Origin of the sequence: Portibacter marinus (assembly GCF_021533195.1) — a bacterium.
Classification (GTDB): Bacteria; Bacteroidota; Bacteroidia; order Chitinophagales; family Saprospiraceae; genus Portibacter; species Portibacter marinus.
Map to the genome: position 1 here is coordinate 629,004 of NZ_JAJNKB010000003.1, position 12,716 is coordinate 641,719.

Annotated in this window: 9 protein-coding genes; 5 read left to right on the plus strand and 4 right to left on the minus strand. The window is 41.9% G+C overall.

The genetic code is table 11. The features are described from left to right. Nucleotides 1–8 precede the first annotated feature (8 nt). Nucleotides 9–1,013, plus strand: a complete 1,005-nt coding sequence (locus L2567_RS10325; RefSeq protein ID WP_235297685.1) for an alpha/beta hydrolase family protein — start codon at nucleotides 9–11, stop codon at nucleotides 1,011–1,013. A 175-nt stretch (nucleotides 1,014–1,188) separates the two neighbouring features. Here the strand turns inward: L2567_RS10325 and L2567_RS10330 are convergent, their stop codons facing one another. Both L2567_RS10330 and L2567_RS10335 read right to left on the minus strand, forming a co-directional pair. Then, the gene (locus L2567_RS10330) at nucleotides 1,189–2,313 is read right to left on the minus strand and encodes a ThuA domain-containing protein (RefSeq protein ID WP_235297686.1); all 1,125 of its coding nucleotides are present in this window, start codon (nucleotides 2,311–2,313) and stop codon (nucleotides 1,189–1,191) included. Between the two features lie 71 nt (nucleotides 2,314–2,384). Continuing rightward, a complete protein-coding gene (locus tag L2567_RS10335; RefSeq protein WP_235297687.1) occupies nucleotides 2,385–3,653 on the minus strand; it encodes an MFS transporter in 1,269 nt (422 codons plus the stop codon). Between the two features lie 128 nt (nucleotides 3,654–3,781). On the opposite strand from L2567_RS10335, the gene L2567_RS10340 reads away from it, so the two are divergent. The 3 genes from L2567_RS10340 to L2567_RS10350 all read left to right on the plus strand — a co-directional run bounded on the left by L2567_RS10340 (nucleotide 3,782) and on the right by L2567_RS10350 (nucleotide 8,968). After that, the gene (locus tag L2567_RS10340; RefSeq protein WP_235297688.1) at nucleotides 3,782–5,506 is read left to right on the plus strand and encodes a DUF885 family protein; all 1,725 of its coding nucleotides are present in this window, start codon (nucleotides 3,782–3,784) and stop codon (nucleotides 5,504–5,506) included. Between the two features lie 115 nt (nucleotides 5,507–5,621). Continuing rightward, nucleotides 5,622–7,250, plus strand: a complete 1,629-nt coding sequence (locus L2567_RS10345) for a M1 family metallopeptidase (RefSeq protein WP_235297689.1) — start codon at nucleotides 5,622–5,624, stop codon at nucleotides 7,248–7,250. Between the two features lie 2 nt (nucleotides 7,251–7,252). Next, nucleotides 7,253–8,968, plus strand: a complete 1,716-nt coding sequence (locus L2567_RS10350; RefSeq protein ID WP_235297690.1) for a glycosyl hydrolase family 18 protein — start codon at nucleotides 7,253–7,255, stop codon at nucleotides 8,966–8,968. A gap of 13 nt (nucleotides 8,969–8,981) precedes the next feature. On the opposite strand, the gene L2567_RS10355 is transcribed toward L2567_RS10350, so the two are convergent. Both L2567_RS10355 and L2567_RS10360 read right to left on the minus strand, forming a co-directional pair. Further along, nucleotides 8,982–9,722 (minus strand): hypothetical protein, encoded by a 741-nt coding sequence (locus tag L2567_RS10355; RefSeq protein ID WP_235297691.1) that lies wholly within the window; start codon nucleotides 9,720–9,722, stop codon nucleotides 8,982–8,984. A gap of 76 nt (nucleotides 9,723–9,798) precedes the next feature. Then, nucleotides 9,799–11,007, minus strand: a complete 1,209-nt coding sequence (locus tag L2567_RS10360; RefSeq protein ID WP_235297692.1) for a metallophosphoesterase — start codon at nucleotides 11,005–11,007, stop codon at nucleotides 9,799–9,801. 125 nt (nucleotides 11,008–11,132) lie between these two features. On the opposite strand from L2567_RS10360, the gene L2567_RS10365 reads away from it, so the two are divergent. After that, nucleotides 11,133–12,674 (plus strand): glycine--tRNA ligase, encoded by a 1,542-nt coding sequence (locus tag L2567_RS10365; protein WP_235297693.1) that lies wholly within the window; start codon nucleotides 11,133–11,135, stop codon nucleotides 12,672–12,674. The last annotated feature ends 42 nt before the right edge of the window (nucleotides 12,675–12,716 follow it).

Sequence of the window (12,716 nt, forward strand, 5' to 3'; positions counted from 1 at the left end):
AGTCACAAATGGAAAAAGAAATAAATATAACTCTACTTAAATTACTCTTCATACTCATTACTACATTGGCGTGCAGCTTCGCTGCGCATAGTCAAACGAAACAACAGCTGTATCAATCCAGTGAAGTAAGCTATCACAATGATGAAATACAAATTGCTGCTACTCTATATCAGCCTTTGCATCAGGAAAGCTTTCCTGCTGTCGTGATTGTCCACGGCTCAGGAAGCAGTTCTCGCGATAATCTGTGGACCTCAGCATATGCAGAATCACTCATCAAAAGAGGGATTGCAGTTTTATATCCAGATAAGCGTGGTAGCGGTAAGACCACTGGCAACTGGGTAACCTCAGATTTTACTGAATTATCCGAAGATGCCATAGCAGGAGTTCATTACTTAAAGGGCATCAGTGGTGTCGATACCAGCAGAATAGGTGTTATAGGGTTTAGTCAGGGCGGCCATATCGTTCCCCTTGCAGCTTCCATTTCAACCGACATCAAATTTGTAGTAAGTGTTTCAGCTTCCGTAGTCCCCATGGTAGAACAAATGATGGATGAAGTTGAACTCATGGCTGAAAAAGAAGGATTAAATCGTTTGGAGATTGAAAAAGTGAATGAAATCAATCAATTAGCCATCAATGCAGCATTAAACGACACCGATGGACAGGATTATATCGACGCATTAAACAAAGCAAAAAATGGTGCTTTAAAAGGAAAACGGGTTGTTGAAGGGTTTCCTACAGATCTTAACCAACCCGCTAAAACATTTATTAAGACCATTGGGAATTATGACCCAATGCCTTATTGGATGGAGGTCAACATACCCATACTATTCGTATATGGAGGTAAGGACGAAAATATTAGAATATCTAAAAGCATTAACCTCATTGAAAAGTCTTTGAGTCAGAGAGATTCTAATTATTCTCTCTTATTGTTTAACAAAAATGGGCATGCCTTGTACAGGGAGGATTTACTGGATTTCATGGCTCGTTGGATCTTTGACAAAGGTTCAAACTAGAGATTAATTTCAGGTATCTTTAATGTATGTCAACGGACTGAGCGAGCCTGAATTGGCATTAAATCTCAAATCTAAATTGGGTGAAAGTCCATTGGTAATGATTGGTGAGCAGCATGGGATTGTGGAAGCCGGGCATCTTAACTGATCCTATTTATGATCTCCTTAAGCTATTAGCCTACTCCTTCAGTTCGGCAATCTTAAGTCCTCTCTCCGGCCAGTAATTCTCATCTTTGAATCCGTAGGCTGAAGGATCGTAATTACCCACCAATGCTACATTGGCTTCGTCCGGGACATCCAGACCCATCGCCCAGAAAACGCCATTGACAATTAATCGCCGTACACCTTCATTTAACATGTCTGAAGAAGAACCGATCGTAGAAGTGAACGCCCTTCCACGCTGACCTCCCGGTATTTCATAAGTCCTGGTCCAGGCAATAGGCATTAAGGTATCATTGACTCGAATACCTTTGTCGTTGACTTCTGCCACTTCTGAATCCGTATCCTTCATTCCAAAGAAAATATCCTCTTCATCATACGCTCCTTCTCGATTGACAACCTGACCCAAAACAATGGGCTTGCTATCGCCAGGCAGCGGCAATCTGACCCCATAAACATCCGTGGAACCCCAGATTTCTCCTGACTCCAAGCCATTGGCCACAGGATGGCCTTCAGCATCGGGAGCGATGATTCCCCTGGTACTTTGATGCTTGTGATGCCCATGGTGATTCACCCACTTCTCTCCCAGAACCAATCTACCAAAACCATCAGTCCATCCCATCTCTCCACCGGAATAATAGTTGCTGTAATGGGGATACCTGGTCATGGTATCCTTGGCAAAATTAAAAGCATGTGTTGCTGTTCTCAAACCAACGACCGGCTTACCGGCTTTCAAGTAATCGTCAATATACTTCATCTGATCATCCGGCAAGGCTCTGAATCTCGTGAAAATGACCATTAAATCTGCCGTGGACAGCGCTTCCAGACCCGGAATATTCCTGGTATAATTGGCGTCTACATATCCCGGTCTCTCAGGATCTTGAGCATATAAAACCGTACATTTGAAACCGTGATGTTCAGATAATATTTTTGCCAATTGTGTCAAGGCCTCCTCAGAACGATACTCTTCATCTCCGGAAACCAGAACAATTTCTTTATCATTGCTCTCAGAGCCATCAAATACCAACCATTCCTTGACTTCCTCCTCCTGATCAACAGCACTGGATTGTTCTGAACTTCCACATCCCATCAAATAAAATACTACCAATAAGCTCCAAAAAGGCCTCGTCAAAGAGATTTGCATACGTATAATTTTATAAAGATAAGCGCGCATCACTAACCAAAACTCGATGCAATACGCGCTCTCATTTTAGTTTACATTTCAGTCACCGGTTCTGCTGCCTGGGCTTCAGCCGGCGTCGCTATTTTTCTATTCTTAACCCAGAAATACAAGATGGTGAATAATACAATCAAGGTACCCGGGAACAGGATCATCGTTTTCAAAGTCTCCTGGCCTGCTGCCAATTCCAATGCATCTCCAGTCAATCCCAAATCTAATGCTCTCGCTCTTGCGTTGTCAATCCAACCTCCAAAGATAGGCTGCATATTGGCAGTCATAAACATACCCACTGCACCAATAATTGACATTCCCAACGCTCCACTTTTCGGTATTTTCTCCGCCACAAAACCAATCATATTGGGCCAGAAATAACAGATTCCCATTCCGAAAATGGCCGCAGCAACGTACACCATCACGCCTGTCTGAGTACTTAATAAGAACATGCCCAGAGTTGCCAGGATAGCAGATCCCAGCAGTACTCCTGTCTGATCAAATCTATGTACAAACTCTCCACCGAAATACCTTCCTACTGCCATCACTCCCGTCATCAAAGCCAGAATCAACATCGCATTGGCACCTGATTTATCCAGAATCAATCTCACCCATTGGCCAGGAACAAACTCTGTGATAGCTGTCAAAGCCATACACACGGCAATGAAAATAAAGATCGGCTGAGCCATTCCCTTTAGATTACCCGTAAGCGTCTTCGCTTCCTGAACTCTGGGTTTTGGAAATGTTTGCCCGAAGAAGAGATATGCATAAATGATCGTTGGTACCATAATGATCCAAATACTGATCTGCCAGGGTATATTTGCCGCATTTAATCCCGTGGAAATCAAACTTCCCAGGACAATGCCTCCCGGAAACCACATATGGAATCGATTCATCAGTGTATTCATTTTCTTTCCGGTCGCACTATCTGCAATCATTGGATTACACGCAGCTTCTGTACAGCCATTGCCCAGTCCAATGAACAAAGTAGAAAAGATCAATGTCCAGTATCCGCCTGCGAATATGGTCATCAAAATCCCTAAGGTGTGAGCAAAAAAGGCGAATTGCATGATTCTTTTGGGACCTACCGTATGATATACCAGTCCTCCGATGATCATCGAAATGGGAAATCCGAAGAACCACATAGAGTTGATCACTCCAAGTTGTCCGGCAGATAGCCCGAATGTGTCCGCAAGCTGCGGTAGTACTCCAGCCCGAAGACTAAAAGAAAACGCTGTCGTGATTAGCGCAAAACAGCTGGCATAAAAAAGTCTGTTGGTGTTTACTGCCGCAGCATTGTTGGTATTTTCCATAAAGTTTTTATTAGAAGATCTAGTTTATTATGTTTCAGATTCAGTCTGAAATAAAATTTAAAATACCTATTATTTCGAAAATCAGGTAAAAATTGTGATAATTTTGGTATTCATCACAAATTATAGATATGTATAGATTCTACTTTGCGCTTTTGATTTTAATTGCACCTTGTATGGCCTGGCCTGAAACGGAAAGTCTGTCTGCACAAACAGATCCAGTGACCGGTCTTTATGACTTTATCATTAATCTACAGGAAGATGAACGTAGTTTATACAGATTTTATGCCATTAGAAATTCCCCGGAAAGAAATGAACGCTTCACAGCTTTCTACAATGACAAGCTGCAAGAACTTGAAGCCTATTCATTTCAAGATATGAATGTCGGTGGACGGGTGGAATATTTATTGACCAAAAGAGACCTTCAAGACCGGCTTTACAGGCTTCAGAGTGAAAGAGATGAATACCAACAGGTTGCGGTATATACCCATCCAGGTTTGCCACTTTATGACCTGGAAAAAGAAAGGAGGAGGGGTAAAAATTTAGATGGAAGTGAGGTTGCAAGAACGCTGGACCAGGTTTCGGAAAACTTTCATGCCGTTTCCAGGCAACTGTCTTCAGATGACATCAAATTCAAAAGATCGCTGGCAGAGCGGGCAGCAGGCATAGTAGCCGGTTACAACCAGGCATTGAAGTCTGTTTTTGAATTTTACCAGGGCTACGATCCGGAATTTACCTGGTGGGTGACACAGCCCTACGAAAACCTGACGCACCAATTGGACAGTCTGGAAATACAATTTGAAAATGCCATAGACGAATCCACATTCCCTAAGGATGATGGAAGTGGAATCATCGGTAGCCCAATAGGTCGCCAGGAAATCATTCGCAGATTGGAATTAAATATGATCCCATACACTCCGGAGGAATTGGTGGATATAGCCATGAAAGAATTTGAATGGTGTGACAGAGAGTTGCTCAAGGCAAGCAGAGAAATGGGTTTTGGAGATGACTGGAAAGCGGCTCAGGAAAAGGTCAAAATGTCATTTGTCCCACCCGGTCAGCAGCCGGAGGCCATGCTTGATCTTTACAACCAATCCGTCAGTTTTTTGAAAGAGCACGATCTTCTAACCATTCCGCCTTTGGCAGAGGAAACCTGGCGAATGCGGATGATAGAACCAGAGCGGCAAAAAATCAGTCCGTTTTTTCTGGGTGGAGAAGTATTACAGATTTCCTATCCTACAGATGAAATGGACCACGACGACAAACTCATGTCGATGAGAGGAAACAATCCTCATTTTTCCAGGGCTACTGTTCATCATGAATTGATCGCTGGTCACCATTTACAGCAATATGTCAATAATCGAAATCATCCTTATAGAAATTTCCGCACTCCTTTCTGGACAGAAGGTTGGGCATTGTACTGGGAATTACTTTTGTGGGATAAAGAATTTCCAAGAGGACCGGAAGATAAGATAGGCATGCTGTTCTGGCGAATGCACCGTTGCGCCAGAATTATCTTTTCCCTGAACTACCATTTGGGCGAATGGACACCCCAACAATGCATTGATTATCTGGTGGATAGAGTCGGTCATGAGAGGGCAAATGCTGAAGGCGAGGTTCGAAGATCCTTCACCGGGAACTACGGCCCGCTTTATCAAATAGCCTACATGGTCGGAGGACTGCAATTCAGAGCGCTCAAAGAGGAGCTGGTGGATAGTGGAAAAATGACTTTTAAGCAATTTCATGATGCTGTATTGGAAGAAAATGCCATGCCTGTGGAAATGGTAAGAGCGATCCTGACAGATCAGGAACTAAAAGAGGATTTTAAAACGCAGTGGCGTTTTTACAATAAATAAAAGCATGAGGACGGTGTTGCTCAATGGCTTTCTGCTATGCTAACAGATAGAATTACAATGAAAGAACGAAAATAAAGCCCCTTTCGTTATTTAAAAGTGAAATAATCATCTATTAATGCGAACGACTATATTATATATCATCCTAGCAATTGCTTTTTCATTCGAGTTGAATGCTCAGCAGTTTACATATCAGGATTCTTTACGAGGCATGATCACTCCTGAAAGGGAATGGTGGGATCTGACCTACTATCACTTAGACCTTAAAATTGATCCGGAACGCAAGCATTTTGATGGAAGTGTCGACATTCAGTATCGGGTGCTTGAGCCGAAGCGGGTGTTGCAAGTAGACCTTCAGCCTCCGCTTCAAATGACGAAAGTCACCGATTCAAGAGGGAATGAGCTCATGGTTCGCCACGAAGGCAATGCCCATTTCGTGACCGTAAAACAGCCGCAAAGAAAAGGGGATATTCATACCATAAGAGTACACTACAGTGGAACTCCTACCGAAGCTGCGCGACCACCTTGGGATGGGGGCATCACGTGGCAGAAAGACCAGGAAGGGAATCCTTTTATTCATTCTACCTGTCAGGGCATAGGAGCCAGTATTTGGTGGCCTTGCAAAGATCATATGTACGATGAGGTGGACAGCATGTTAATGAGCATTACTGTTCCTCAAGACCTGATGAATGTATCCAACGGCCAGCTTCGAAAGGTGGATAAGAACAATGACGGCACCAAGACCTACCACTGGTTTGTCAATAATCCATTGAACAATTACGGCGTGAATATCAACATTGCGAATTACGCTCATTTCGAAGAAGTGTATGAAGGAGAGAAAGGTTTGTTACAAATGGATTACTATGTTCTACCCTATAACCTGGAAAAGGCCAAAGTGCAATTCAAAGACGCAGTGAGAACCATGCAAGCTTTCGAATATTGGTTTGGCCCTTATCCCTTTTATGAAGATGGTTTTAAGTTAGTCGAGGTTTCCTATCCCGGGATGGAGCATCAAAGTTCCGTCACTTATGGGAATGGCTATGCCAATGGGTATGTGGGCAATGATGGAAGCGGCACCGGTCATGGATTTCTTTTTGACTTTATCATCGTTCATGAAACAGGACATGAATGGTTTGCCAATAACATTACTTATAAGGATGTTGCTGACATGTGGATTCATGAGAGCTTCACCAATTACTCAGAGAGTCTGTTTCTCGAATATCACTATGGCAAGGAGATCGGACAGGAGTATGTGAGGGGCACCCGTAAACTGATCAAAAATGATCGGCCCATTATCGGTATTTATGATGTCAATCACAGTGGTTCAGGGGACATGTATGTCAAGGGTGGAAACATGCTGAATACCATTCGAACCATTATCAGAGATGATGAAAAATGGCGAGCGATCCTTCGGGGCCTGAATGAGGAATTTTATCATCAGACGGTGTCGACCCAACAAATAGAAGATTACATGAGGGAGAAAGCTGGTATAGATTTGGCCCCAGTCTTCGACCAATATTTACGAGATATCAGGGTTCCTCAATTGGAATATTATTTTAAAGAGGGTCAATTTTATTTTAGATGGGGAAGTGTGGTCAATGGTTTTGATATGCCTATTGATGTGACTTTCGGCAATAAAACGCAACGTATATATCCAAAGGCTGGCAGCTGGAATGCGATAGATGTTCCTTCAGAAGATTTTTCCATTGATCCCAATTATTATATTGGCATCCTTCAAACTTCATAATCATGAGAATTATAATCGCACTCCTGTTGCTATTTCTTTATGCCAATGGTGAGGCGCAAAACCCAAAGCGAATTGTCGGTTATGTAATGGGATCCCGAATCGACACCACTTCTGAACGCATTGCCGTTGAAAAGCTCACCCATGTCAACTATGCCTTTGCTGATGTTGTGAATGACCAGGTCGTGGAAATCAATGATTCAGACAGCAGTCATCTGGCATACCTCAACAGTCTTAAAAAGTACAATCCGGATCTCAAACTACTCGTATCAGTAGGAGGCTGGACCAGGTCAGGAGGCTTTTCTGATGCCGTGGTGTCTGATGAATCCAGAGAAACCTTTGCCAATAGTGCCGTTGAATTCTTAATCAAACACCGATTAGATGGTATCGATTTAGACTGGGAATATCCGGGTCAGGCAGGAAATGGTAATACTTTCCGACCCGAAGACAAAGAAAATTTTACGAAGGCATTAAGGTTGCTGCGACAAAAATTGGATGCCAAAGGAAAAGAGGATCAAACCCATTATCTGCTGACGATTGCTTCAGCTGCAGGACAACGCTACCTGGATCATGTGGAAATGGCTGAAATCGCAAAAGTCCTGGACTTCATCAATATCATGACCTATGATTATTTTGGTGCCTGGAGTACCCATACTGGCAATCACTCCAGACTTTATCCAAACAGCCATGAAGCGGTTCAACAACATATTGCAGCGGGTGTACCGCGAGGTAATCTCAATCTGGGCGTCGCATTTTATGGCAGAGGATGGATAGGCGTAGAAGGCGTTGGGGAAGAAGTATCTAAAGCTTCCATCAGTATGGGTTTCGGGTCAATTTCTGATAGTCTGGATGCTGGATATACTGAATCCTGGGATACCTCCTTTATGGCTCCTTTTGCCTGGAAGGCCAGCACCAAATCGTTGATCGGATATGATAATCCAAATTCTCTTGAGGTCAAGGCGGATTATGTGGCAGACCAGGATCTCGGAGGAATCATGTTTTGGGAATATCATGGTGATGATCATGGACGGCTCTTAAATACCATTTATGCTAAGTTTCATACTATTCCGGGGCATGCTCACAATGATTATGAAAAGGAACAACCGCTTACGAAGGCTCTTGACCTGGGATTCAAATCAATAGAAGTAGATATTCATCTGATTAAAGGAGAACTATACGTTTCTCATGGAAGGCCAACCAGATTGGATTCCAGTCAAACTTTAGAGTCGATGTATTTAAAACCATTGAAATCTATACCCTTTATACAATCCCCACTTTTCCTGTTGATTGATGTCAAAACAAATGCCGATAAAACCTATGAAAGGTTAGCGGAGATATTGCCAGAATATCAATTAGAAAATGTGAAATTTATCATTAGTGGGAACCGAGCTATTGACCGTATTGCTGCAGATCGCATCATGTACTTAGATGGCCGACCTGATGATCTGAAGGGAGATTTCACCTCGGAACAGATGCCCCTCATCAGTCAAAATTACAATCAATTCTTTTCGAGTAGGAAAGTGCAAAACATTGACATAAAAGAAAAGAAAGTTTTTAAGGATTTTATTCAAAAAGCTCATTCTAAGGGAATATATGTAAGATTATGGGCTGCTCCTGATCACCCTGAAATGTGGGACTTTCTCAGGTCAATGGACGTAGACCTTATCAATACAGATCAACCTGAAGTTTTTTATGATTACTATTGGGAGAAACGCAAATAAAATCAATTTTTCACTAAAACATCATCCTCTTAATTTCGGGATTATTGTTGTCCTTGTCTTCAGATTCCAAAGCCAGGTCAAATAAGTCAGTCCAAAAAGATTGACGAATGACAATGGTCAGACCGAATTTTTGCAGATCAATTCCGGTTTGCTCCTGAAAGAACGAAGTGAGATTGACATAACCCCCTACTCCTATTCCATATAAGGTAATGCTTCCTTTCAATCTGTGTTGCAAGCGTTTGATGTTGTAGAAATCAGCCTTGTCTCTAAATCGATCACGTACTTTGATCACTTCATTGTCTTCTACATATTTCCTTCTAAAGGAACCCACCTGGATATAGGAGGGTGTATAAAATAAATGGATTTCTGCCTTTCCTATTTGCGACTCGAAACCCAGCCAGGATTCCCATGCCCACATGCGAATCTTACTCTGGTGCGTAAATATGGACTTTCTGTATTCATGCGCTGGATCTGGATCCAACATGTAAGTGGTCGTGGTACCATCTGAATCAAAAATCCATCGGTCACTGAGAAAGGTCTGACTAAAGGTATAAGCCGGGAATATCCTCAACTTGTGTTTTCCATTGTTCCATTTTTTGAGGGTAATGGGAAAACCCAAAGGAATTTCATAATTCCATGTCCCATTCACTTCATCACTATCTTCACCTACGAAGTTTCCTATATAAAGTTGACTACTGACGACATTGGTAAAGAGTAAACATACAATGACGCAAGCAATATGAATTCTATTCATTCCTTAGATTTATAAAGACAAGATAAACATTCTTTCGATATTGAATCAAGGCGGCAGATCGGTGTATTCATAAGTTTTATTCTGCAGGTTCTAATTCAAAAATGGTAATCTCAGGCCACATGAATAATCGACCAGGCCAGCCCAGGAATCCAAAACCTCGGTTGACGTATAGTTGGCGGCCATCTTCTTCATATAACCCCATCCATCGCTTATATCGATATTTCACCGGGCTCCATTTCAGCCATCTGGAATTGATCCCGAATTGCATACCATGTGTATGGCCACTTAAGGTTAGATCTATAATGGGTTTGGTTTTTAAGACCACATGATCCCAATGCGAAGGATCGTGAGACATCAATATTGATGGAGCATTAGCATCCATACCCCTTATGGCCTGGCTTAAATCACCTGTTTTTGGAAATCCTCCTGTTCCCCAATTCTCAACACCGATAATATTCAAAACAGCTCCGCTTTTATGGATCTGGACATTGGTGTTCCTTAAAAGTTTAAAACCGATTTGCTCGTGCTTTTGATCAAACTGTGACCAGTAATTACCCCTTTCTGCTTGCGGGACATTAGCCATCCCATAATAATCGTGATTTCCCAGAATAGAATATTGCCCAAATGGGGCTTTAATCTTGGCAAAGGTGGGAATAAAAGGGTCGATCTCATCTTTATGGAAGTTAACAAGATCTCCGGTAAAAAGAAAGAGGTCCGGCTTTTCGTCATTAATTTTCTGAACGCCCTTTTCCACCTGTCTGATTGAATCAAAGGTCCCTGAATGAATATCTGAGATCTGGGCGATTTTAAAGCCCCGAAAGGCCTCAGGTAGATCTTTAATTTTCATTTTGATTCGTTCGACTGAGTATCTGTATTTCCCCCAAATCGCCCCATAAAGCATAGAAATGAAAATCAGACTGACAACGATTAAAAGGACATAGGAAGGCCAAAGTGTTGGATAGCTGATCACTGCTTTATTCCACATGAAAACGGCAATAATGGCTTTGATGATATAGATGAAGAACTGTCCAACAGTGAACAGTAGCAAGCATATGAAGAGCGAAAAAGAAAAACCGATTAGAAAGTTGGATCCCGGAGTTCTAGGCCTGCCGGTAAATTGGTTTAATCCCCGGTAAATACCAAAAACGCCGATGATGACCAGGCTACCGAAAATAGATTTCATTAATACATGTCCATCAAAAACGGCATTGAGGGACAGATAAGCAATGTAGCAGAATGCAAGATAAAACGCTGAAAAAATAATAAATACGGGCAATCTGTTCATTGGCACAAAGGTATAGGATTTAAACTCTAAACAGACAACTAAGTTTCAATTAAAGTTCAAACTATTCTATATTTGCAGCTTGTTTGAAAAAAATTAGACAGCTGTCTATACCAGAACTATAAAATATGGACTTTAAAACACTAATAGGACATTGCAAAGAATATGGATTCATTTTTCAATCCAGCGAAATCTATGATGGGCTCAGCGCAGTTTATGATTATGGACCTTATGGTTCTGAATTAAAAAACAACATTAAGGAATATTGGTGGAAGTCCATGGTTCAGATGCATGAGAACATTGTGGGTATAGATGCTGCCATTTTTATGCACCCGAAAACCTGGAAAGCTTCCGGACACGTCGATGCTTTTAATGATCCTCTGATTGATAATAAAGATTCTAAAAAACGCTACAGGGCTGACGTTTTGATAGAGGAATATGCAGAGAAAATTGAGGCTAAAATCACAAAAGATGTTGACAAGGCGCGAAAGCGTTTCGGAGAAGCCTTTGATGAAAAACAATTCAGAGAGACCAATGGTCGAATTTTGGATCGGCAGGCTAAAATCGATGAAGCATTGAGTAGATTAGCCAAGGCCATGTCAGCCGGTGACATGGAAGATCTAAAAGCAATGATCGAAGAGTATGAAATAGCCTGTCCGGCCAGTGGTTCACGAAATTGGACCGAAGTCAGACAGTTCAATTTAATGTTCAACACCCAATTGGGTAATATTGCCGGAGAAGAGGGCAAATTATACCTTAGACCGGAGACCGCTCAGGGCATATTTGTCAATTTTCTGAATGTACAGAAAACAACCAGACAGAAGATTCCTTTCGGCATTGCGCAAATCGGAAAAGCTTTCAGAAATGAAATAGTGGCCAGGCAGTTCATTTTCAGAATGAGAGAATTCGAGCAAATGGAAATGCAATTCTTCATCCAGCCAGGTTCTGAAATGGAATGGTATGAATACTGGAAAGAGACACGCCTTAAATGGCATAGAGCGTTGGGAACACCTTCTGAGAAATTGAGGTATCATGATCATGAAAATCTGGCCCATTACGCGAATGCAGCTGTTGATATTCAGTTTGAATTTCCTTTTGGCTTCCGGGAATTAGAGGGCATCCACTCCAGAACGGATTTTGATTTAAGTCAACATCAGGAGCTTTCCGGAAAGAAGCTCCAATATTTTGATCCTGAGCTTAATGAAAACTATGTTCCTTATGTTTTGGAAACTTCCATTGGTTGTGATCGAATGTTTTTATCACAAATCAGCAATGCCTTACAGGAAGAGACGGTACCGGATGCAGATGGTAATGACTCTGCTAGAATAGTGATGAAGTTGCACCCGGCATTGGCCCCTGTGAAATGTGCCATCTTGCCGCTTTTGAAAAATAAGGAAGAACTCACTTCCAAAGCAACGGAAGTTTTTGAAAGCTTGAAGTACGAGTTTAATTGCCAGTATGATGAAAAAGATGCCATAGGAAGGCGGTACAGAAGGCAAGATGCTATTGGCACTCCATTCTGTGTAACCATAGATTTCGATACACTGGAAGATGATACTGTCACCATTAGAGATCGGGATACCTTAGACCAGATCCGCGTGAAGATTTCAGAAATAAAATCTGTGATTGGGGAAAAGGTGAGTATGAATAGATTGCTGGAACAACTCTAATAACGAACATATTGATCCTAATAGTCATAGTGTAAGTAACAA

Coding starts and splice junctions, on each gene's coding strand:
- L2567_RS10325 (WP_235297685.1), top strand. CDS start 9: ATGGAAAAAGAAATAAATATAACTCTACTTAAATTACTCTTCATACTC.
- L2567_RS10330 (WP_235297686.1), bottom strand. CDS start 2,313: ATGCAAATCTCTTTGACGAGGCCTTTTTGGAGCTTATTGGTAGTATTT.
- L2567_RS10335 (WP_235297687.1), bottom strand. CDS start 3,653: ATGGAAAATACCAACAATGCTGCGGCAGTAAACACCAACAGACTTTTT.
- L2567_RS10340 (WP_235297688.1), top strand. CDS start 3,782: ATGTATAGATTCTACTTTGCGCTTTTGATTTTAATTGCACCTTGTATG.
- L2567_RS10345 (WP_235297689.1), top strand. CDS start 5,622: ATGCGAACGACTATATTATATATCATCCTAGCAATTGCTTTTTCATTC.
- L2567_RS10350 (WP_235297690.1), top strand. CDS start 7,253: ATGAGAATTATAATCGCACTCCTGTTGCTATTTCTTTATGCCAATGGT.
- L2567_RS10355 (WP_235297691.1), bottom strand. CDS start 9,722: ATGAATAGAATTCATATTGCTTGCGTCATTGTATGTTTACTCTTTACC.
- L2567_RS10360 (WP_235297692.1), bottom strand. CDS start 11,007: ATGAACAGATTGCCCGTATTTATTATTTTTTCAGCGTTTTATCTTGCA.
- L2567_RS10365 (WP_235297693.1), top strand. CDS start 11,133: ATGGACTTTAAAACACTAATAGGACATTGCAAAGAATATGGATTCATT.